Below are 20,764 nucleotides of genomic sequence, written 5' to 3'. Positions count from 1 at the left end.
GTTTCGGATAATGTATTTCTGGTCCGCCGCTGTATTTATTCGACAAACGTCGCGCACATGCTGGCGCGCGGTGTAAATCTGGCTTGACACCCCGCCGGGCGCCGGTAGCCTCCCGTCATGACCGCTACGCCCGCCCCGAGCGCAGTCATCGAGCTGCTGAAGCCGCTCACGTGGTTCGCCCCGATGTGGGCCTTCGCCTGCGGGGTGATCTCCTCGGGCCAGCCGGCCAGCGGCCAGTGGCCGGTGATCGCCGCCGGCATCCTGCTGGCCGGCCCGCTGGTCTGCGCCACCAGCCAGGCCGCCAACGACTGGTTCGACCGCCACGTCGACGCGATCAACGAGCCGAACCGGCCGATCCCCTCCGGGCGGATCCCGGGCCGCTGGGGGCTCTACCTCGCGCTTGCCTGGACGGCGCTGTCGCTGGCGGTGGCCGCCGCGCTCGGGCCCTGGATCCTCGGGGCCGCGCTGTTCGGGCTGGTCCTGGCCTGGATCTACTCGGCGCCGCCGGTGCGGCTGAAGCGGAACGGCTGGTGGGGCAACGCCGCGGTGGCGCTCTGCTACGAGGGGCTGCCCTGGTTCACCGGCGCCGCCGTCATGGCCGCCGCCCTGCCCGACCGGCGGGTGCTCCTGGTGGCGCTGCTCTACGCGGCCGGGGCCCACGGCATCATGACCCTCAACGACTTCAAGTCCGTGGAGGGCGACCGCCGGATGGGGCTGCTGTCGCTGCCGGTGCAGATGGGCTCCGAGCGCGCCGCGCGCTTCGCCTGCCTGGTCATGGCCCTGCCGCAGGTGGCGGTGATCGCGCTCCTCGTCGGCTGGGAGCGCTACTGGCACGCCGGCCTCGTCGCCGCGCTGCTCGCCGGGCAGTTCGCCCTGATGGCCCGGTTCCTGGAGAATCCCCGGGAGCGGGCGATCTGGTACAACGGCACCGGCACCACCCTCTACGTCCTCGGCATGCTGGTCGCGGCCTTCGCGCTGCGCCCGCTGGTGGGAGGGGCGTGATGGCACCGGACCCCGGCACGGGCCTCGGCTGGCCCCAGATCGTCCGCCTCGGCCTCGTCCAGACCGCGCTGGGCAGCGTCGTCGTGCTGATGACCGCCACCCTCAACCGGGTCATGGTGGTGGAATTGGCGCTGCCCGCCCTCGTGCCGGGCCTGCTGGTCGCCCTGCACTACGCCGTGCAGGTCCTGCGCCCGCGCTGGGGCTACGGCTCCGACCGCAGCGGCCGGCGCACCCCCTGGATCGTCGGCGGCATGGCGGCCCTCTGCCTCGGCGGGTTCGGCGCCGCCTGCGGCACCGCGCTGGCGGCCGAGAGCCTCGCCCTGGGGCTGGCGCTCGCCGCCCTCTCGTTCCTGTGCGTCGGCATGGGCGTCGGCGCGGCCGGGACCTCGCTCCTCGTCCTGCTGTCGGGCGGCGTCGCGCCGGCCCGGCGGGGCGCGGCCGCCACCGTCGTCTGGGTGATGATGATCGTCGGCTTCGCCGTCACGGCGCCGCTCGCCGGGCACTTCCTCGATCCGTTCTCCGGCCCGCGCCTCGCGGCGGTGTCGGGCACGGTCTCGCTCGTCGCCTTCTGCGTGGCGGCGCTCGCGGTCGCCGGCGTCGAGCGCCGCCTGCCGGTCCGGGCGCCCGAGCCCGCGGAGGCGCGCCGCCCGTTCTTCACCGTGCTGGCCCACGTGCTGGCCGACCCCGTGAGTCGGACCTTCACGATCTTCGTCTTCGTGTCGATGCTGGCCTACAGCGCCCAGGAGCTGATCCTGGAGCCCTATGCCGGCCTCGTCTTCGCGATGAGCCCCGGCGCCACCACCAAGCTCGCCGGCCTCCAGCACGGCGGCGTGCTCGCCGGCATGCTGCTGGTGGCGGCGGTGACGCTCCTCGCCCGCGGCACCGTCCTCGCCTCCCTGCGGCTCTGGATCGGGATCGGCTGCGCCGGCTCGGCCGCCGCCCTCTTCGCCCTGGCGAGCGGCGCGGCGGCGGGATCGGACTTCCCCCTGCGCGCGACGGTCTTCGCCCTCGGGGTGGCCAACGGCGCCTACGCGGTCGCCGCCATCGGCTCGATGATGGCGCTCGCCGGTCGCGGCGACGCGCGGGAGCGCGGAACCCGCATGGGCGTCTGGGGCGCCGCGCAGGGCGTCGCCTTCGGGGCCGGCGGCTTCCTCGGGGCCGTGGCGGTCGACGCCGTCCGGCTGGTCACCGCCGAACCCGTCCAGGCCTACGCGGCGGTCTTCGCCGCGGAAGGGCTGCTGTTCCTCGTCGCGGTCGTCCTGGCGGCGCGGCTCGAACCCGCTCCGGCACCGGACACGGTGCCGCTCGATCCTGCCTTCAGCGCGAGGTGAGGCCATGGCCCGGTTGGATGATGGCGGCCCCGGCCGCGACAGCTACGACGTCGTCGTGGTCGGCGGCGGGCCGGCGGGCGCCACGGCGGCGACCGACCTCGCCCGGGCCGGCCACGCGGTGCTGCTCCTCGACAAGCCCGGCCGGATCAAGCCCTGCGGCGGCGCGATCCCGCCCCGGCTGATCCGGGACTTCGCGATCCCGGACGCGCTCCTGGTGGCGAAGATCCGGTCCGCCCGGATGGTGGCGCCGAGCGGCAAGGCCGTCGACATGCCGGTGGGCGAGGGCTTCGTCGGCATGGTCGACCGCGAGCACTTCGACCCGTGGCTGCGCGAGCGGGCCGCGGCGGCCGGCGCCGACCTGCGCGCGGCGGCCTACGACCGGATCACCCGGCCCGACGACGGGCCGCCGCTGGTCCACTTCACCACCGGCGCGGGGGCCGGCCTCGCCCGCCACGCCGTCCGGGCCCGCCTCGTCCTCGGCGCCGACGGCGCCTGCTCGCCGGTCGGCCGCGCGGAGGTGCCGGGCCACGCCAGGATGCGGCAGGTCTTCGCCTATCACGAGATCCTGCGGGTCCCGGAGGCCGGCGCCCCCGGGGCCGGGTCGGTCGACGCCACCCGCTGCGACGTCTACTACCAGGGTCGCCACTCGCCGGACTTCTACAGCTGGATCTTCCCCCACGGGGACACGCTGAGCATCGGCACCGGCAGCGCGCGGAAGGGGTTCTCGCTGCGCTCCTCGATCCGGGCCCTGCGCGCCGCCACCGGCCTCGACCACGCCGAGACCGTCCGCCGCGAGGGGGCGCCGCTGCCGCTGAAGCCCCTGAAGCGCTGGGACAACGGCCGGGACGTGCTGCTCGCGGGCGACGCCGCGGGCGTCGTCGCGCCGGCCTCCGGCGAGGGGATCTACTACGCGATGCTCGGCGGCCGGCTGTCGGCCGAGGCCGCCGCCGCCTTCCTGCGGACCGGGGACGCGCGCGCCCTCGCGGGCGCGCGGAAGCAGTTCATGAAGCTGCACGGGCGCGTGTTCTGGATCCTCGGGATGATGCAGTGGGTCTGGTACCGCAGCGACGGCCTGCGCGAGCGCTTCGTCTCGATCTGCCGGGACAAGGACGTCCAGCAGCTTACCTGGGACAGCTACATGAACAAGGAGCTGGTCCGCGCGAAGCCCGCCGCCCACGCGCGGATCTTCTTCAAGGACCTCGCGCACCTGTTCCGCTGGGTCTCGCCGTGAGCCTCGCCGCCGCCGATCTGGGGCCGCCCGCGGTGGCGGCGGTCGCGGCCGTGCTGGTGGCCGTGGCCGGCGGCCTCGCGACCACGACGGACACGTGGTACCGGCGCCTGCGGGTCCCGGCCTGGAAGCCGCCGGACTGGGCCTTCGGCCCGGTCTGGGCGGTGATCTTCGCGCTCACCACCACGGCCGGCGTGCTGGCCTGGAACGGCGACGCCGACCCCGTCGCCCGGGGCGTCCTGCTGGCCGCCTACGCGGTGAACGGGGTGCTCAACATCGCCTGGAGCGTGCTGTTCTTCCGGTTCCGCCGGCCCGACTGGGCGCTGGCCGAGGTCGCGGTCCTGTGGCTGTCCATCGCCGTGCTGGTGCTGGTGACCGGCCGGGTCTCGGGCGCGGCGGGGCTCATGAACCTGCCCTACCTCGCCTGGGTCAGCGTCGCCGCCTGCCTGAACCTGCGGATCGTCCGCCTCAACGGGCCGTTCGCGGAGCCCGCCTGATGGGGGCGCTCCTCGACCCGGTCCTCGGCCCCGCCTTCGCGTCGGGCCGGATCGTCGACGGGATCCTGCTGCTCGTCGCCCTGGAGGCGCTCGCCCTCGCGTGGCTCGCCCGCCGGGGCGGCCCGCCGCTGCCGTCCCTGCTGGCCAACCTCGCCTCCGGCGCCGCGCTGATGCTGGCCCTGCGGGCGGCGCTCGTGGGGGCCGGCTGGGTCGCGGTCGCCGGGTGGATGCTCGCCGGGCTCGTCGCCCATCTCGCCGACCTCGGCCTGCGGGTCCGGGCGGCCACGGCACAACGCCGCAGCGCGGCGCCGGCCGGAACAACGCCCGCGACGGCCGCGTTCACGCGCGTCACAAGTTTCAAACAGCTCTAAAATCGGGATGGGAGACGCGGCATGCAGCGCACGAGAGCCCTCTCCTCCGGCCGCGCGGCCCCGGCGCGGCTGGCCCCGATGCGGGCCGCCCCCTTCCTCGCGGGCCTGCTCCTGGCCGCGCCGGCGCTGGCGCAGGACGGGTCGGCCGACCAGATCGAGCGCGGCAAGTACCTCGTGACGATGGGCGACTGCGCGGCCTGCCACACGGCGCCGGGCGGCAAGTACCTCGCCGGCAACTACGCGCTGAACATGCCCTTCGGCGTGATCATGACCCCCAACCTCACCCCCGACAAGGAGACGGGCCTCGGCAACTGGAGCTACGCCGACTTCGACCAGGCGTTCCGGCACGGCTACAGCAAGAACGTCGGCTACCTGTACCCGGCCTTCCCGTTCGCGTGGTTCACCAAGGTCACCGACGAGGACACCAAGGCGATCTGGGCCTACCTCCAGTCGGTCCCGGCCGTGAACGAGAAGCGGAAGGAGAGCCAGATCCCGTTCCCGTTCAGCGTCCGCACGGCGCTGGTGACGTGGCGGACGGCCTTCTTCACCGAGGAGCGCTTCAAGCCCGACCCGAAGGCCAGCGCCGAGGTGAACCGCGGCGGCTACCTCGTGGAGGGGCTCGGCCACTGCGCCATGTGCCACAACGAGAACAAGCTCGTCGGCAACTCGAGCTTCGCGGGCCGGTTCGGCGGCGGCGTGATCGACGGCTGGTACGCCCCCAACATCACCCCGGACGGCCACCAGGGCATCGGCGCCTGGACCGACGAGCAGGTGGTGACCTACCTCAAGACCGGCACCGCCCCGGGCGACCGGCCGGGCGTCGCCGCCGGGCCGATGCGCCAGACCATCATGGAATCCCTCTCCAAGGTGAAGGAGGAGGACCTGAAGGCCATGGTGGCGTACCTGCGCACCGTGCCGGCCAAGCAGACCTACAAGCCGAAGGACCTCACGGCCTTCGACACGCCCGACGCGCCCGGCGCCTCCACCTACCTGACCTACTGCTCCTCCTGCCACCAGCCCGACGGCAAGGGCATCGAGGGCGCGGTCCCGGCGCTCGCCGGCAACACCTCGGTCCAGTCCGAGGGCCCCGAGACGGTGCTGCGGGTGATCTACGGCGGGCTCGGCGCCCAGAGTGGGCTCGCCCCGATGGTGGCGATCGGCCAGCAGATGACCGACGTCGAGGTGAAGAACGTCACCGACTACATCCGCAATTCCTGGGGCAACAAGGCGCCGGTCGTGACCGGCGAGAAGGCCTCGGAGGCGCGCGCCGCCACCAAGACCATGCTGGCCGGCACGGCGCCCTGCGCGGAGATCGAGCAGGACAAGCTCAAGGCCGCCTTCGACAAGATCGGCCTGCAGGCGAGCCTGAAGGGCCTGAAGCAGCAGGACTTCGTCCCGACCCTCGCCCGGCTGGTGCAGCAGGTGAAGGCGGAGCCGACCGGGGTCACCGACGACGACATCGTCAACGGCCTGACCACGGCCTTCTGCAAGGTCGGCCGCGACGACCCGCAATACGGCAACCCGAGCTGGCCCGCGGTGATCGGCACCTTCGCGAACGTCGCCTACAGCCAGGTGAAGCACCCGGAGAAGCAGGCCGCCAACGTCCCCTCGGCCACCACGCCGCCGGCGAAGAACTGAGGCGCCGCCCCCGCGGCCCCGGCCTGCCGGGGTCTTCGGGGCCGGTTCGGGGTCAGATCGGGCGGAACGGATAAAACCGTGTTTCGTTGGAGCCGGGACGTGCCGACCTCACGCCCGGAGTCCCCGTGTCCAGCCTCGTCCGCATCCTGCTCGCGATCTTCTTCCCGCCGATCGCCGTGCTCGTCACCACGGGCTTCGGCCTTCAGTTCCTGCTGAACATCCTGCTGTGGATCCTGGGCTGGCTGCCCGGCACGGTCCACGCCCTGTGGCTGATGAACCGCGACCGGCCGCTGGTCTGAACCGTCAGGGCTTCCGGCCCTCGGGCTCGCCCTTCCGGAGGGCGGGCTTCTCCGCCTTCGCGTCGGCCTTCGACTCACCCTTGCCCTCGACCTTCGCGGTCTTCACCGCGTGGGCCCTGGCGGCCTTCGGCGCGACCGTCTCGGCGGCGTGGGCGACCTTCGCCGGCTCCGGCGCCGCCGCGGGCACGACCGCGGCGGCGACCGCCGGGGCCGCGGGCGCCGCCGGGGCCGGCTTGTCCTTGGCGAAGAGCTGGCCGAACAGCTTCTGGTAGCTGCTCGCATCGCCGTCCGCGTCCGCCACCGCGATGCGAGCGGGCTTGTCGGGCAGGGCCGCCGTGGTCTCGACCTGCGCGTCGGGATCGGCGCGGTTCGCCATGAGCGTCGTGGGCGTCGTGGGCGCCGCTGGCTCCCGCCCGTGCCCCTTGCCGCCGGCCTTCGCGGCGCGGGTCGCGGCCGCCGGCTCGGCGCCGGCCAGCATCGTGGGCTGGCCCTTCGGCGCGAGCTCGATCTCCTGCGGGCCGGCCGCCAGGGTCTCGGGTCGGCTCACGTCGCCGAGATTGTGCCGGCCGTACTCCTTGGCGTCGTAGGGCAGGACCGTCTCGGTGCCGCCGAGGCTCGCGAAGGCGCTGGCGTTCTGCGGGCGGAAGACCGGGTTCTGGCCGCCGTCCTGGTAGACGACCCGCACCGCCGGCGTGCCCTTGGCGACGAGGTCGGCGACCGCGTGCGTGTCGCGCGCGCTCTTCTCGGCCACCAGCGGGTCGACCCGCGGCTTGCACGAGCCGGCGGCCGCGTCGGCCCCGCCGAACACGTACTTGGTCCCGCACTGGCCGACCTTCGGCTCCTCGTGCAGGGCCTCGAAATAGTCGGAGCCCTCCTTGAGGTTCTGCCAGAAGGCGATGTTCGGATCGTTGCGGAACTTGGCCATGTTCTCGGCCGTCATCCGGAACGGGTAGGACTGGAACTGGAAGCTGCGCTGGCCGCCGATGAACGCGTCGCGGGCGACGGCGTAGATCTCCGCGATGGTGGCGTCGGTCATGGCGAAGCAGCCCGCCGACGAGCAGGTGCCGTGCACCATCAGGTACTTGCCGGTGCGGCCGTTGGCCCGGTCGACGGCGTTCGGGAAGCCCGTGTCGAACGAGAGATAGTACGACGAGTTCGGGTTCATCAGGCCCGGGGTGATCGTGTAGAAGCCCTCGGGCGCCTGCCGGTCGCCCTCGCGGGTCTTCGGCCCGAGCTGGCCGGACCAGCGGCAGATCGGGTAGGTCTTCAGGAGGGCGTAGCGGCCGTCGCTCCCCCGCTTCCAGATCTCCATCTCCGCCTCCTTCTTGAAGGTGCGGATCAGGATCGGGTCGGAGGGCTGCATCCCCTTGGACTGCATCAACGCGACGGTCTGGGGGGCGATCGGCGCGAGGCTGCGCGCGCTCGGGCCGTTGATCCCGGAACCGTCCTGGCAGGCGGCGAGCGACAGGGCCAGCAGGGACGCCGCCGCCAGCAGTCGCGCGGTCGCGAGACGCGCCGTCATGGGGAACCTCGATCGTCTTACGCGCGCCCGCGGGCCTTGCTGGCCGCGTCGGGTGCCACTCCCCAACCCAATAGGCTCGTTAAGCTTGCGCCTTCCTTACCGCAAGGACCCGGCTGCAACACTGGATTGTTCTCGGGTGTGGAGAGCCCGCGCATGCGCGCTATCCACAGCGCGCCGCGGCGGGGTCGCGGGACGGCGCCGTTCGAGCCGCAGGGCCGCGCGGCGATCCATGCTGTGCTCGTGCGCGGTCCCGCCCGCGGTCCGGCCTGCCGGCCCGGTGCGCGGACCGGTGGGCTCCCTGGCGGAGCGGACGCGTGCGACCGCGCCGGGCGCCCAACTTTGAGCTGCTTGCCTCGGCGGGATGAAGGCGCCACGTTCGCGGAGGCTGCCATCCGGATTCGGCCGATCGACCCGGACGGCTCGAACACGCGAACGTCGCCCATGACGGCCCTCTCGCTCGACACGCACGCCCTCGTCCGTCGCCTGCGGGCGACCGGCCTGTCAGAGGATCAGGCCGAGGCGATCACCGCGGCGATCCGCGAGAGTCGGGATTCCGATCTGACGAACCTCGTCACCAAGACCGATCTGGCCGAAGCGAAGTTCGACATCATGAAATGGGTGATCGGCTCGATCGGCTTCCAGACGATCGTCATCGTCGGCGCGATCGTTGCCCTGTCGCGCGCCGCGCATTGACGGCCGCCCCGGGAGCCGACCGTCCGCCGCCCCGCAACGTCGCCCCCGGGCGCCCGCTCAGGCGAACAGAGCCGGCCGCCGCGCCGCCTCGGCGCGGATGATCGCCACCAGCGCCGCGTCGTCGGCCGGGTCGGCGAGCCGCAGGCCGACCGGCTCCGAGGGCGTCTGCACGGTGAGCCAGCGCAGGGTGGGCCGGAGGTCGAGCGCCTCGACCACCGCCATGCGCGGGTGCCCGGTCTCGAGCTGCACGAAGGTCAGGTGGTTGCGGCTGGCGCGCTGCCCGAGCAGGTCGTCGATCGCCTCGACCACGTCGCGGGGCGTGTGCAGATGGGTCATCATCCAGAGGCGGTTGTCGGTGCCCGGCGTGTCGAGGGCCCGGCGCAGCCGGCGCACGCCCTCGGTGAGGAAGGCGTAGTCCGCCTCGCTCGTCGCCGGGTCGTGGTGGTTGAACACGCACTCGAGGCCGTGCCGCTCCCGGTAGAGGCGGTGGCGTCCCCGCCAGATGCCGGGGCCGCGCCGCTCGGCCTCCGGGATGCTCTCCAGCTGGCCCCGGTCGACGAGCGCCGCGAAGTCGTCGGCGAGGCAGTCCCGGGCCATGCCGGGCATGGAGAAGATCCAGTCGAGGGGCCCCGACCACTGGCGCAGGTCGAGCGTCTTGAGGACGTGCGCCATCTGGCAATTGCAGCCCAGGGAGGCGTGGTTGTGCCGGCCCGGCTCCCGCGCGTCGCGCCGGCCGAGCAGCCGGCCGAGCGCGCCGAACAGGCCCCCCGTCGCCCCGGGCTCGCTCACAGGGTCCGGCCGATCGCCAGGAACTTCTCGGCGCGCCGGTCGCGGACCTCGACGGGCGAGAGGCCGTCGAACTGCGCGAGGGCGTCGGCGATGGCGTCGCCCGCGGCCCGGATCGCCGCCTCGCGGTCGCGGTGCGCCCCGCCGGTGGCCTCCGGGATGATCGCGTCGATGACGCCGAGCCGCAGCAGGTCCTGGGCGGTGATCTTCATGGCGGTCGCGGCGTCCGACGCGCGGCCCTGGTCGCGCCACAGGATCGAGGCGGCGCCCTCCGGCGAGATCACCCCGTAGATCGCGTGCTCCAGCATCAGCACCCGGTTGGCGGTGGCGAGCGCGATCGCGCCGCCCGAGCCGCCCTCCCCGATCACCACGGCGACGTTGGGCACGCCGAGCGCGAGGCAGGCCTCGGTCGAGCGGGCGATGGCCTCGGCCTGGCCGCGCTCCTCCGCCTCGATGCCCGGATAGGCGCCGGCGGTGTCCACGAAGGCGAGGACCGGCAGACCGAACCGGTCGGCGGTCTCCATGAGCCGGACCGCCTTGCGGTAGCCCTCGGGCCGGGCCATCCCGAAATTGTGGCGCAGCCGCGCCTCGGTCGTCGCGCCCTTCTCCTGGCCGAGCACCAGGACCGGCCGGCCGCGGAACCGGCCGAATCCGCCCAGGATCGCCTCGTCCTCGCCGAAGCTGCGGTCGCCGGCCAGCGGCGTGAACTCGGTGATGAGCCCGTCGCGGTAGTCCACGAAGTGCGGCCGCTGCGGGTGGCGGGCCACCTGGGTCTTCTGCCAGGGGGTCAGATTCGCGTAGATCTCGGCGAGCGCCTGGCCGGCCTTGGCCTCGAGCCGGCCGACCTCCTCGGCGATGGAGACCGCGCCGTCGCGCGCGCTCACGGCGCGCAGCTCCTCGAGCTTGGCCTCCAGCTCGGCCACCGGCTTCTCGAAGTCGAGGTAGGTGCGCGTCACCGCCATCGTATCACAGGTCTTCCCGGGGTCCGCCGCGCGAGAGGCGGCGGGCGGGAGGTGTTGGCGATGGCGGGGATGGTGTCAACCGGCGGCGTGGCGGAAGCGCCCCGGGTCCGGGTCGGTCCGGGCCGCGTCAGGCCGCGTCCAGCGCCTCCCGGGCGATCCGGCGGCAATGCTCTAGGTAGCCGCGCTGGTGCGCGCCCATCAGGTCGGTGACCACCGACCAGAGCCAGCCGGGGGCGTCGGGGCCCGGGCCCGGCGCCCGCACGGCGTCGATCCAGGCCCGGCGGTCGGCCGCGCCCATCTGGCGGCCGTGGGCCCGGCCCAGGATGGCGGCGAGGTGCCGGGAGACGCGGACCGCCTCGCCGCGGGAGAACTGCTCGGCGTCGATCTTGAGATCCTGCGGCAGCAGCTCGCGGACCGTGACGGGCGTGCCGCCGATGTGGCCGGCGACCATCCGGTCGCCGAGGTTGGGCGACAGCGCCCGCGCGCCCGCGACGACGCGTTCGGCGTGGTCCGACGGCACCGCGATCCCGGCGGCGGCCGGCGCGAGGTGCGGCACCGCCTCCTTGACGTCGAGGAGGGCGAGGTTCGGACGGTCGCCGCCCAGCACCTCCACCAGGGCGGCGTAGCGCAGGCGCCCGAGGGAGCTGCAGCCCTTGATCCAGTAGGCGGCGTCGAGCAGCCGGATCTCGGCGTCGTCGGCCGCGCTGCCGAGCGCCAGGACGAGGCGGCGGATCTCCGGATCGCGGATCAGCGCCGTCAGCGAGTCTTGCTCGTCGGCGTCGAGGTCGAAGAACCGGCTGCCCCGTGGGAGCCGGGCGGCCTTGCCCTTCAGGCGCTCGCGCGAGAGGTGGCGCCAGCGCCGGCCGAGCGCCCGCCGCTTCGTCGTGACGACGATCTCGGACGGGTCGACGCCCCGCTCGGCCCCCTCGGGATCGGCGATCCCGTCGGCGTAGCCGTCCGCCATGGCGTCCATCATCCGGGCGGTGACGATGCCCGGCAGGGTCGCGTTGAGCGCCGCGGTGACCAGGGAGAGCGCGAGCCGGACGAGGTCGAAGGCCGGGTTCGCCACCACGGTCTGGTCGAGGTCGCGGATCTGGATGTCGATCCCGCCGTCCGGGCCGGCGAGCGCGCCGAGATTGCCGAGATGCGCGTCGCCGCAGATCCAGACGGGCGGCCCCTCGGGCAGGGTGCCGGCCGGCATCCCGGCGAGCAGCTCGTAGAACCGCGCCGTGCTGCCGCGGACGTAGGCGTGCGGCGAGGACGCGATCTTGCACAGGCGGCGGTGGTTCAGCACGCTCGCGTCGCGGCCGGATCGGGCCGGTACCTGCATGTCCATGGGTTCGGTCCCGCGCGCCGCTCCGCCGGCCTCGACGGGCCGGCCGAATCCGATAACACGGCGAGGCCGGCCTTTTCATCCGCGCGCGCGGGCGCGCGTATTGACGCGGGGACGCCTGTCAGGCCGCCGGTCAGGCCGCCTGCGACTCGACCCGGTTCCGGCCCGCCGCCTTGGCCCGGTAGAGGGCGAGGTCGGCCCGGCGGAGCATGTCGGCGGGGCCGAGATCCTCGCCGCGGCGCACGGCGACGCCGATCGAGACCGTCACCGACACGGTCCGGGTCGCCCCCTGCACGGTGAACGGCACCGCCTCGACGCGCTCGCGGATGCGCTCGGCGATGCCCTGCGCCTCGACGAGGCCCGCCTCCGGCAGGATCACCACCACCTCCTCGCCGCCGTAGCGCGCCACGATGTCGATCGGCCGCGTGTGATGGCGGACCCGCTCGGCGAAGCCGCGCAGCACCTCGTCGCCGGCCTCGTGGCCGAAGCTGTCGTTGATCCCCTTGAAGTGGTCGATGTCGAGGATCAGCGCGGCGAGGCTCGCCCGGCGGGCGGCCTCGTCGCCGAACAGGGTGCCGAGGTGGCTGTCGAGGTAGCGCCGGTTGTGCAGGCCGGTGAGCGCGTCGGTCACGGCCATCTGCAGGGAGGCCTGCATCGCCCCCCGGAGCGCGTCGGTGAAGCGCTTGCGCTTCACCTGGGTGCGGACCCGGGCCATCAGCTCGTTGCGGTCGACCGGCCGCATCAGGAAGTCGTGCACGCCGAAATCGAGCCCGCGGACCACCCGGGCGCGGTCATACTCCTCGGCGAGCATGATCAGCGGCATCGCCCGGGTCCGGTCGAGGGACCGGAGCTGGCTGCACAGGCGCAGGCCGTCGAAGCCGGTGAGGTCGAGGCTCACGAGGGCGAGGTCGAAGGACTCCTCGGCGGCGAGGCGCAGGGCCTCCTGCGGGTCGGGCTCGACCGTGACCACGTGGTGCTGGCGCAGGGCCCCGGCGAGGCGCTCGGCCGAGCCGGGCCGGTCCTCGATCAGCAGGATCCGGGCGTCGAGGCCGGTCTCGGCGGTGGCGAGCGCCAGGGGATCGCCGATCCCGAACTCCCGGGAGGCGAGCGCGCGCTGGCGCAGCTCGTCCGTCACGGCCTTGAGCCGCACGAGGCTGCGCACCCGGGTGAACAGGGCGGTGTCGTCCACCGGCTTGGTCAGGAAGTCGTCGGCCCCGGCGTCGAGGCCGCGCAGGCGGTCCGCGGGCTGGTCGAGGGCCGTGACCATCACCACCGGGATGTGGGCCGTGAGCGGGTTGTTCTTGAGATGCCGGCAGACCTCGAACCCGTCCATGCCGGGCATCATCACGTCGAGCAGGACGAGGTCGCAGAGGCCCTTCTCGCAGATCGCGATCGCGTCCCGGCCGTTCATGGCCGCGAGCGTGTCGAAATATTCCAGGCCGAGCTTCGTCTCCAGAAGCCTGACGTTCGGGAACAGATCGTCGACGATCAGGACACGGGCCGACATGGTTCCTCGTGCGGGCGCGGGTGAGCGGCCCGGACCGGGCGCCGTGTGCCGTGGGGGCGCGCCGCCGGTCGGCCGCCGGGGCCGGGGCGGACACGACGGGACGGACGGTTGAACCGGTCACCCGGCCCGGCGCGGCCGGGGGTCCGGTTCAACGGCACGCCTCGCCGGCGTCAACGCGGTTCAAGATAGGCCCGAACCGTTGCCAAAAACTTCGCGACCGAGATCGGCTTCGACAGGTAGGCCTCGCAGCCGCCCTCGCGGATCCGCTCCTCGTCGCCCTTCATGGCGAAAGCCGTGATGGCGATCACCGGGATGCTCTTGAGGTCGTCGTCCTCCTTGAGCCACTTCGTCACCTCGAGGCCGGAGACCTCGGGGAGCTGGATGTCCATGAGGATCAGGTCGGGGTGATGGGCGCGCGCCAGCTCGATCGCCTCGATGCCGTGGGCGGTCTTGAGCGTCGCGTAGCCGTTCGCCTCCAGGAGATCGTTGAACAGCTTCATGTTCAACTCGTTGTCCTCGACGATCAGCACCGTCTTCTTCATGATCCGTTGTCCCGGTGCGCGCCGATCATGATTAGCGGGCCGTGAAGCCCCTCCGTCACCTTTGTAGCGTTCACATGTTGATGAATGGCAAACCTCTTCAAGGGCATGAGTCGGCCGAACGGCTCGCCCTGGACGTTCTGTTGTGGATCGCTGGGGACGACGACCGTCTCCTGCCCTTCCTGGCGGCGAGCGGCCTGAGCCCCGACACGCTCCGCGCGAGCGCCCGGGAGCCGGCCTTCTTGGTCGGCGTCCTCGACCACGTGATGGGCGACGAGAACGTGCTGGTCGCCTGCGCGAACGGCCTCGGGATCAAGCCGGAGCGGATCGCCGCGGCCTGGCAGGCGCTCTCGCCGCGGCCGGACGACGCATGGGCGTGAGGCGGGGCCTCAGGGCGTGCAGCCCTTGCCCGCCTCCCTGTCGGCCCGCCCCGCCTTGGCGTCGATGTCGAGGGCGGTCATGTCGCCCAGGATGGCGAAGTCGCCGTAATCGAGCTTGAGCGCGCCGCTGACGCCGTTCTCGTAGAGGTCGAAGCCGAGGGTGTAGATCGGCGTCCGCTCCCCGGCGCCCTCGGTGTAGTAGCTGAGGCGGACCGGCCAGCGCGGCATGGTGGCCAGCGACCCGTCGCGCAGGGGCTTGTCGCGGGTCGAGCCGGAGGCCGGGGCCGGGCCGGTCGCGGCGTGGCCGATCACCGCGAAGGTGTCGTAGACCTTCCGGCCGTCGTCCGAGCCGTCGAAGACCTTGACCGCGAGGGTCGACTGGCCGGCCCGCGCTGCCTCGATCAGACGGCGCATGTGCTCGCTCGGGAACAGGACCGGCCCCTCCACGGTGAACGGCTTGGGGCCGCCCTTCAGCTTCACCGTCAGGGCGTCGCCCTGCTCGGAGGCGGTCCCGTCCACGGGGGCGGCGGGCTTGTTGTTGGTGAGCGTCGTCGTCTTGAACCGGAACTCGCGCCCCTGCCCGCCCTCGAAGGTGGTGCTGCGCATGTCGGACAGGCGCGCGCCGGTCTCGCCGGAGGACAGCTCCGTCACCTGGCGGGTCTGCATCGTGTAGCCGCGGCAGGCGTCGCCCCGGAAATCGATGACGATGCGCCCGCGGGCGCTCTCCACCGAGCGGGTGCCGCCGCCCTCGGCCAGCGACAGGTCGTAGACCGCGCGGTGGTTGGCGAGCACGATCTCGGGCGCCGGCGGCTTGGCCTCCGGTTCGGGCGCGGCGGGCGGGGCCGCGCGGGTGGGCCCGGCGCAGACGAGAAGACCGGCCGTCAGCAGTGGGAAGAGGCGCAGGCGCATGGACAACCCCGGTTCGGTCCGCCGCAGATAGCAGGCTCAGGGAATCGGGCAATGCTTGGGCCGCCCCGGCGACGCGCCGGCCGGCCTACCGGTAGCCCTCGGCCTGGAGGGCGAACAGCTCGGCGTAGCGGCCGCCCCGCGCCATGAGGGCGGCGTGGCTGCCCTCCTCCAAGACCCGGCCGCCCTCCAGGACGAGGATGCGGTCGGCCATGCGCACGGTGGAGAAGCGGTGCGAGATCAGCACCGTCGTCCGCCCGGCCGACAATTCCCGGAACCGGGCGAAGACGTCGTGCTCGGCCCGGGCGTCGAGGGCGGCGGTCGGCTCGTCCAGGATCAGGATCTCGGCCTCGCGCATGTAGGCCCGGGACAGCGCGACCTTCTGCCACTCGCCCCCGGAGAGGTCGAGGCCGCCGGCGAAGCGCTTGCCCAGCGGCTGGGCGTAGCCCGCGGGCAGGCGCTCGATCACCGGGGCCGCGAGCCCGCGGGCCGCCGCGGCGGCGATGCGGTCCGCGTCGTCGGCGGCCGCGATCCGGCCGACCGCGACGTTCTCCCCGGCGGTGAGGTCGAAGCGGACGAAGTCCTGGAAGATCGCCCCGATCCGCGCCCGCAGGTCGTCGAGGTCGTAGGCGGGCAGCGGCACGCCGTCGAGGAGCACGCGGCCCTCGTGCGGCTCGTACAGCCGGGTCATCAGCTTGACGATCGTGGTCTTGCCGGCGCCGTTGCCGCCGACCAGCGCCACCGTCTCCCCGGCCCGGACCGCGAAGGAGAGGTGGCGCAGGGCCCAGCCCTGCGCGCCCGGGTAGCGGTAGCCGACATCCTCGAAGACCAGCCCCTCCCGGATCGGGCTCGGCACCGGCACGGGCCGGGCGGGCGAGCGGATCTGCGGCCGGATCGCGAAGAAGGCGTAGAAATCCTCGAGATACTGCGCCTGGCCGGTGATCTGGGTCAGCCCGAGGAGCAGCCCCTCCAGGCCGCCGCGCAGCCGCTGGAACGCGCCGGCCAGGAAGGCGAGGTCGCCCACCGAGAAGGCGCCCGCCACCGTGCGCCAGACGATCACCGCGTAGGCGGCGTAGTAGGCGAGCGTCCCGAGGCTCGCGAAGGCGAAGCCCCAGCCGGCCCGGGCGACCGCGAGGCCGCGGTTCTCGGCGAGCAGCCGCCCCGCCACCGCGGCGTAGAGCCCGGTGACGTAGCCCGCGAGGCCGAAGAGCTTGATCTCCTTGGCGGTCTCGACGCTGGCGCCGAGGTAGCGCAGGTAGTCGATCCGCCGCCGCTCGGGGCTGCGGATCCAGGCGAGGCGGTAGCCGGCCTTGGTGAAGTGCCACTCGTTGAGCACCGCCGGGACCAGGGCGGCGGCGATCAGCACGACGAGCCAGGGCGTGAAGGCCGCGACCCCGACCGCCAGGGTCGCGAGGGTCAGGAGGCCCTGCAGCTGGCCGAACACCGTGCCGATGAGGCCGGTGCGGCCGCTGACCTGCCGGCGGGCCCGCTCCAGCCGGTCCTGCTGGGCGCTGTCCTCGAACTGGGCGAGGTCGAGCTCGGCGGCGTGCGCCATCAGCCGCAGGGAGGCCGCGTTGGCGTAGAGGTCGCCGATCAGGGTCTCGACGAGGCTCGAGAGCCGGCCGGTCAGGTCCGAGAGCAGGGCGAGGCCGAACTCGGCGGCGACGAGGCCGGCGAGCCGCGCCCGGCCGGGATCGGCGAGCCACGAAGCGAGCCCCGCCTCCGGCGCCGGCCGGGCGTGCTCGGCCACGATCCCGTCAAGGATGAGCTTAGCGAGGTAGAGGGTCAGGACCGGCAGGCAGGCCGCCACGAGGCGCAGCGACAGGCTCGCCGCCAGCAGGCGCGGGCTCGCGGCGGCGATCTCCCGGAACAGGGTCGGCAGGTAGCGCAGGGCGCCGACGCGCGCGCCCAGGCGCTTGCCGAGTCGCTCACCCAGCCGCCGACGCAGTCCCGCCCCCGGCCGCGGTACGGGCCCGCTCATACCCTGGGGATGACCCGCCGGGTTTGGGGCGTGGATTGGACGACGTGCAAGGATATCATTAACTGTAGATGCATATAGTTTTAATCCTCGTCGAGTGGTGCGTGCTCAGCGGTCCTGCAATCCTCAGAGTTTCGGTTCTCCTCATCATTGCCGGCATCCTCGCGGCGGTGGTGCAGGCCCTGCTGCCGAGCCCCGCACCCGGACCGGCGATTCCGCCCGCGTCCGCTCCGGAAACACCGGCGGCCCCCCAGCCCTCGGCCACGGTCCGGCGCGTCGAGCCGCCTCCCGCGGCTCCTGCGGCGCCGCCCGCCCCGGCCGCTCCGTCCGCCCCGCCCGCGGCGGCGGTCGAGCCTGCCCCCGCCCCGCCCGGCGGCGCTCCGGCGCCGACGCAGATGCCCTCCGACGCGACGGCCTTCCCCGCCGAGCCGCTCCCGCGGGAGGCGCAGCCCGATCCGTCGGCGCAGGAGGCGGCCGGTCAGGCCGAGGTCGACCGGGCGGAGGACAGCGCCGGTCCCCGGGCCCTGGCCATCCTCGATCTCAACACCGCCTCGGTGGCGGATCTCAATCACCTGCGCGGCGGCGGCGCCATCGGCCGGGCGATCGTCGCCAAGCGGCCCTACACGTCGGTGGAGCAGCTGCTGTCGAAGCGCGTGCTCAGCCGGTCGGTCTACGAGAAGATCAAGGATCAGGTGACTGTGCGGTGACCGTGCGGTGACCGTGCGGTGAGCGGCCGCGGCCCGGCGACCCGCTCCGGCCCGCTCCGCCTTGCGGCGTCCGAGGATATAAATTAGCGCTGTGCGGGATATCCCAGGGGTCCGCGCATGCCGCTCTACGTCAAGGATCCGCAGGTCGACGCCCTCGCGGCCCAGCTCATGGCGTTGCTGGGCACGAGCAAGACCGACGCGGTGCGCCGCGCGCTTCAGAACGAGATCGCCCGCCAGACGAACCGGCCCGATCTCGTCGAGCGGACGGCCGACTTCGTCCGTGCCCTGCACGAGCGTGCCGGTCCGGACCGGAAGCCCGCCGACGCGGCGTTCATCGACGGTCTGTACGAGCGCACCTGAGGCGGGACCCGATGTTCGTGGATGCGTCGGCCCTCACGGCGATCCTCACCGACGAGACGGATGCGGCCGCCCTGGCGGCCCGGCTTCAGCGGGCGCTGCGCCGCGTGACGTCGCCCCTGGCGGTCTGGGAAACCGGCGTGGCCTTGGCGCGCCACCTCGATCTCCCGGTCCCGGCCGCCCGCGAGGCGGTGCACGCCTATCTCGACCTCGCCGGCATCGAGATCGTGGCCGTCCCGCCGGAGGCCGAAGCGGGCGCGCTGGACGCCTACGACCGCTTCGGCAAGGGCCGGCACCCGGCCGGCCTGAACTTCGGCGACTGCTTCGCCTACGCCTGTGCCCGCGCCCACGGCATCCCGCTGCTCCACAAGGGCAACGACTTCCCGCTCACGGACATCGAGACCGCCTGAGGCCGACGGTCCGCGCGCGGGACAGGCGGGGCGCGGCGGGCGGAGGACTGCCGCCGCGCGCCCTCAGATCTTCGTGCCGAAGATCTCGGCCACCTGCGGGATGTCCTTGTCGCCGCGGCCCGACATGTTGAGCACCATGAGGTGCTCGGCCGGGCGCTGCGGCGCGAGCTCCAGGATCTTGGACAGGGCGTGGGCCGGCTCCAGGGCCGGGATGATCCCCTCCAGCATCGAGCAGAGCTTGAACGCCTCCAGCGTCTCGGAATCGGTCGCCGACAGGTACGTGACCCGGCCCATCTCGTGCAGCCACGCGTGCTCGGGGCCGATGCCCGGATAGTCGAGGCCCGCCGAGATCGAGTGCGCGTCGGCGATCTGGCCGTCCCCGTCCATCAGCAGGTAGGTGCGGTTGCCGTGCAGCACGCCCGGCTTGCCGCCGGTGAGCGAGGCCGCGTGCAGGCCCGACTGGACGCCGTGGCCCGCGGCCTCGACGCCGAAGATCTCGACCTCGCGGTCGTCCAGGAACGGGTGGAACAGCCCCATGGCGTTCGAGCCGCCGCCGATGCAGGCGACGAGGGAATCCGGGATCCGGCCCTCCTGGGCGATCATCTGCTCGCGGGTCTCGCGGCCGATCACCGACTGGAAGTCGCGGACCATGGCCGGGTACGGGTGCGGGCCCGCCACCGTGCCGATGCAGTAGAACGTGTCGGCGACGTTGGTGACCCAGTCGCGCAGCGCCTCGTTCATGGCGTCCTTGAGGGTCTTGGTGCCGGATTCCACCGGGATCACCTCGGCGCCGAGCATCTTCATGCGGAAGACGTTGGGCGCCTGCCGGGCGACGTCGACCGCGCCCATGTAGACGACGCACTTGAGGCCGAAGCGCGCGCAGAGCGTGGCGGTGGCGACGCCGTGCTGGCCGGCGCCGGTCTCGGCGATGATCCGCGGCTTGCCCATGCGGCGGGCCAGCAGGATCTGGCCCAGCACGTTGTTCACCTTGTGGGAGCCGGTATGGTTCAGCTCCTCGCGCTTGAAATAGACCTTGGCGCCCTGCCCCGCCGGCGCCTTGGCGCGCAGGTGCTCGGTGAGGCGCTCGGCGTAGTAGAGCGGGCTCGGCCGGCCGATATAGTGGGTGCCGTAGCTCTCCATCTCGGCCTGGAAGGTCGGGTCCTGCTTGGCCGCGTCGTAGGCCGCCTCCAGCTCGAGGATCAGCGGCATCAGCGTCTCGGCGACGAAGCGGCCGCCGAAGATGCCGAAGCGGCCGCGCTCGTCGGGGCCGGTGCGGAAGGAGTTGGGCTCGGGGGCGATGGTCACGGGACGGATCCTGCGCGCGCGTGTCGATCTGTTGCCGGGTGCCTAGACCCATGTCGCCGTCACCGCAATGCGGCCAGCCGCGCGCGTAACCGGATCGGGCGCCGGCGCGAACGGGCTGTCAGCATCCGGCAGGAGGTTGACCATGGCCCTTCGCGACACGTTCCGCACCCTCTCCCGCCCGGTCCTCGGGGCGGGGCTCGGGCTCGGGCTCGCGGGCGCCGTCCTGCTCCCCCGGCTCCCGGCCTTCGCCGAGGAGGCGCCCCGGCGCCTGCCGGAGGCCGTGACCCGCTCCGCCGAGCCGCCGGGGCCGCGCGTGGCCGTCTTCGCCGGCGGCTGCTTCTGGGGCGTGCAGGGGGTGTTCCAGCACGTGCGCGGGGTGAGCGGCGCGGTGTCGGGCTACGCCGGCGGCACCCGCGCGGAGGCCGATTACCGCACCGTGAGCGGCGGCGGGACCGGCCACGCCGAGGCCGTGTCGGTCACCTACGACCCGTCGGTCATCCGCTACGACGAGCTGCTGCGGATCTTCTTCTCGGTGGCCCTCGACCCGACCCAGGTGGATCGCCAGGGACCCGATGCCGGGCGCCAGTACCGCTCGGCCCTGTTCCCGCAGGACGCCGACCAGGCGCGGGTGGCCGGGGCCTACATCGCCCAGCTCGACGCGGCCCAGGCCTACGCGCGGCCGGTCGCCACCCGGATCGAGCCGGGCGCCGCGTTCTACCCGGCGGAAGGCTACCACCAGGACTTCATGGCCCTGCACCCCGGCCACCCGTACATCGCCGCCAACGACGCGCCGAAGCTCGAGGCCCTGAAGCAGCTGTTCCCGGAGCGGACGGCCGCGCAGCCGGTGCTGGTCAACCGCCCGCCGGCTTGAGCGCTCCCCGTCATCGCGAGCGCAGCGAAGCGACCCAGGGCAGCGCGACATCCCCCACAGCGTAGAGCCACCCTGGATTGCTTCGCTGCGCTCGCAAAGACGGCGCTGAGGGACCCAGTCCGTGTGAGGGTCGGTCCGCTGC

The 20,764-nt window shown here is 73.2% G+C and carries 22 protein-coding genes; 13 read left to right on the top strand and 9 right to left on the bottom strand.

The annotated features are described in order from the left end of the window. Nucleotides 1-117 precede the first annotated feature (117 nt). From chlG to H288_RS34210, 7 genes are all read left to right on the top strand, one after another. Nucleotides 118-1,002 (top strand): chlorophyll synthase ChlG, encoded by an 885-nt coding sequence (chlG, locus tag H288_RS0124620; protein ID WP_020095245.1) that lies wholly within the window; start codon nucleotides 118-120, stop codon nucleotides 1,000-1,002. Then, nucleotides 1,002-2,333: a BCD family MFS transporter gene (locus H288_RS32795; protein WP_020095244.1), complete on the top strand. Its 1,332-nt coding sequence runs from the start codon at nucleotides 1,002-1,004 to the stop codon at nucleotides 2,331-2,333. The genes chlG and H288_RS32795 overlap by 1 nt, the downstream gene beginning before the upstream one ends. Nucleotides 2,334-2,337: 4 nt before the next feature. Then, nucleotides 2,338-3,564: a geranylgeranyl diphosphate reductase gene (locus tag H288_RS0124610; protein WP_020095243.1), complete on the top strand. Its 1,227-nt coding sequence runs from the start codon at nucleotides 2,338-2,340 to the stop codon at nucleotides 3,562-3,564. Next, nucleotides 3,561-4,058: a TspO/MBR family protein gene (locus H288_RS0124605; protein ID WP_020095242.1), complete on the top strand. Its 498-nt coding sequence runs from the start codon at nucleotides 3,561-3,563 to the stop codon at nucleotides 4,056-4,058. Before H288_RS0124610 ends, H288_RS0124605 begins: the two co-directional genes overlap by 4 nt. Continuing rightward, nucleotides 4,058-4,429 carry a hypothetical protein gene (locus H288_RS0124600; protein WP_020095241.1) on the top strand — a complete coding sequence of 124 codons (372 nt, stop codon included), beginning with the start codon at nucleotides 4,058-4,060 and terminating at the stop codon, nucleotides 4,427-4,429. The genes H288_RS0124605 and H288_RS0124600 overlap by 1 nt, the downstream gene beginning before the upstream one ends. Before the next feature lie 78 nt (nucleotides 4,430-4,507). Then, nucleotides 4,508-6,067 (top strand): c-type cytochrome, encoded by a 1,560-nt coding sequence (locus H288_RS0124595; protein ID WP_051123779.1) that lies wholly within the window; start codon nucleotides 4,508-4,510, stop codon nucleotides 6,065-6,067. A 125-nt stretch (nucleotides 6,068-6,192) separates the two neighbouring features. Next, a complete protein-coding gene (locus H288_RS34210) occupies nucleotides 6,193-6,366 on the top strand; it encodes a YqaE/Pmp3 family membrane protein (protein ID WP_012318839.1) in 174 nt (57 codons plus the stop codon). 4 nt (nucleotides 6,367-6,370) lie between these two features. Here the strand turns inward: H288_RS34210 and H288_RS0124585 are convergent, their stop codons facing one another. Next, nucleotides 6,371-7,888, bottom strand: coding sequence for a murein L,D-transpeptidase family protein (locus tag H288_RS0124585; protein WP_020095239.1), 1,518 nt, complete (start codon nucleotides 7,886-7,888; stop codon nucleotides 6,371-6,373). Nucleotides 7,889-8,329: 441 nt separating this feature from the next. Between H288_RS0124585 and H288_RS0124580 the strand changes: the two genes are divergently transcribed. Next, entirely contained in the window at nucleotides 8,330-8,581 is a 252-nt protein-coding gene (locus H288_RS0124580; RefSeq protein WP_020095238.1) for a DUF1640 domain-containing protein, read from the top strand. 57 nt (nucleotides 8,582-8,638) lie between these two features. Here the strand turns inward: H288_RS0124580 and H288_RS0124575 are convergent, their stop codons facing one another. The 5 genes from H288_RS0124575 to H288_RS0124555 all read right to left on the bottom strand — a co-directional run bounded on the left by H288_RS0124575 (nucleotide 8,639) and on the right by H288_RS0124555 (nucleotide 13,711). Then, a complete protein-coding gene (locus tag H288_RS0124575; RefSeq protein WP_020095237.1) occupies nucleotides 8,639-9,370 on the bottom strand; it encodes a DUF1796 family putative cysteine peptidase in 732 nt (243 codons plus the stop codon). Beyond that, entirely contained in the window at nucleotides 9,367-10,329 is a 963-nt protein-coding gene (locus H288_RS0124570; protein ID WP_020095236.1) for an acetyl-CoA carboxylase carboxyltransferase subunit alpha, read from the bottom strand. The genes H288_RS0124575 and H288_RS0124570 overlap by 4 nt, the downstream gene beginning before the upstream one ends. A 127-nt stretch (nucleotides 10,330-10,456) precedes the next feature. Next, complete coding sequence (locus tag H288_RS0124565) at nucleotides 10,457-11,665, bottom strand: DUF2252 family protein (RefSeq protein ID WP_020095235.1); 1,209 nt, start codon at nucleotides 11,663-11,665, stop codon at nucleotides 10,457-10,459. 130 nt (nucleotides 11,666-11,795) lie between these two features. Beyond that, nucleotides 11,796-13,169: a PleD family two-component system response regulator gene (locus tag H288_RS0124560; protein ID WP_020095234.1), complete on the bottom strand. Its 1,374-nt coding sequence runs from the start codon at nucleotides 13,167-13,169 to the stop codon at nucleotides 11,796-11,798. A 170-nt stretch (nucleotides 13,170-13,339) separates the two neighbouring features. Further along, nucleotides 13,340-13,711, bottom strand: coding sequence for a response regulator (locus H288_RS0124555; protein ID WP_007560977.1), 372 nt, complete (start codon nucleotides 13,709-13,711; stop codon nucleotides 13,340-13,342). A gap of 74 nt (nucleotides 13,712-13,785) precedes the next feature. Between H288_RS0124555 and H288_RS0124550 the strand changes: the two genes are divergently transcribed. Continuing rightward, nucleotides 13,786-14,088, top strand: a complete 303-nt coding sequence (locus tag H288_RS0124550) for a DUF3572 domain-containing protein (RefSeq protein WP_307188484.1) — start codon at nucleotides 13,786-13,788, stop codon at nucleotides 14,086-14,088. A gap of 9 nt (nucleotides 14,089-14,097) precedes the next feature. On the opposite strand, the gene H288_RS0124545 is transcribed toward H288_RS0124550, so the two are convergent. Beyond that, nucleotides 14,098-14,997, bottom strand: a complete 900-nt coding sequence (locus H288_RS0124545; protein WP_020095232.1) for a cell envelope integrity EipB family protein — start codon at nucleotides 14,995-14,997, stop codon at nucleotides 14,098-14,100. Nucleotides 14,998-15,082: 85 nt separating this feature from the next. Next, a complete protein-coding gene (locus H288_RS0124540) occupies nucleotides 15,083-16,975 on the bottom strand; it encodes an ABC transporter ATP-binding protein (RefSeq protein WP_020095231.1) in 1,893 nt (630 codons plus the stop codon). Between the two features lie 101 nt (nucleotides 16,976-17,076). Between H288_RS0124540 and H288_RS34205 the strand changes: the two genes are divergently transcribed. The 3 genes from H288_RS34205 to H288_RS0124525 all read left to right on the top strand — a co-directional run bounded on the left by H288_RS34205 (nucleotide 17,077) and on the right by H288_RS0124525 (nucleotide 18,446). Then, entirely contained in the window at nucleotides 17,077-17,679 is a 603-nt protein-coding gene (locus H288_RS34205; protein WP_026605256.1) for a helix-hairpin-helix domain-containing protein, read from the top strand. A gap of 117 nt (nucleotides 17,680-17,796) precedes the next feature. Beyond that, complete coding sequence (locus H288_RS0124530) at nucleotides 17,797-18,039, top strand: type II toxin-antitoxin system VapB family antitoxin (RefSeq protein WP_020095229.1); 243 nt, start codon at nucleotides 17,797-17,799, stop codon at nucleotides 18,037-18,039. Between the two features lie 11 nt (nucleotides 18,040-18,050). Further along, nucleotides 18,051-18,446 (top strand): type II toxin-antitoxin system VapC family toxin, encoded by a 396-nt coding sequence (locus H288_RS0124525; protein WP_020095228.1) that lies wholly within the window; start codon nucleotides 18,051-18,053, stop codon nucleotides 18,444-18,446. A gap of 63 nt (nucleotides 18,447-18,509) precedes the next feature. On the opposite strand, the gene trpB is transcribed toward H288_RS0124525, so the two are convergent. Continuing rightward, nucleotides 18,510-19,751: a tryptophan synthase subunit beta gene (gene trpB, locus H288_RS0124520; RefSeq protein ID WP_020095227.1), complete on the bottom strand. Its 1,242-nt coding sequence runs from the start codon at nucleotides 19,749-19,751 to the stop codon at nucleotides 18,510-18,512. 142 nt (nucleotides 19,752-19,893) lie between these two features. Here trpB and msrA point away from each other — a divergent pair, with 142 nt between their 5' ends. Continuing rightward, nucleotides 19,894-20,622, top strand: a complete 729-nt coding sequence (gene msrA / locus H288_RS0124515) for a peptide-methionine (S)-S-oxide reductase MsrA (protein WP_020095226.1) — start codon at nucleotides 19,894-19,896, stop codon at nucleotides 20,620-20,622. Nucleotides 20,623-20,764 lie beyond the last annotated feature (142 nt).

The sequence above is a fragment of the Methylobacterium sp. 285MFTsu5.1 genome (genome assembly GCF_000383455.1).
Taxonomy (GTDB): domain Bacteria; phylum Pseudomonadota; class Alphaproteobacteria; order Rhizobiales; family Beijerinckiaceae; genus Methylobacterium.
This window is presented reverse-complemented; position numbering and strand designations above follow the sequence as displayed.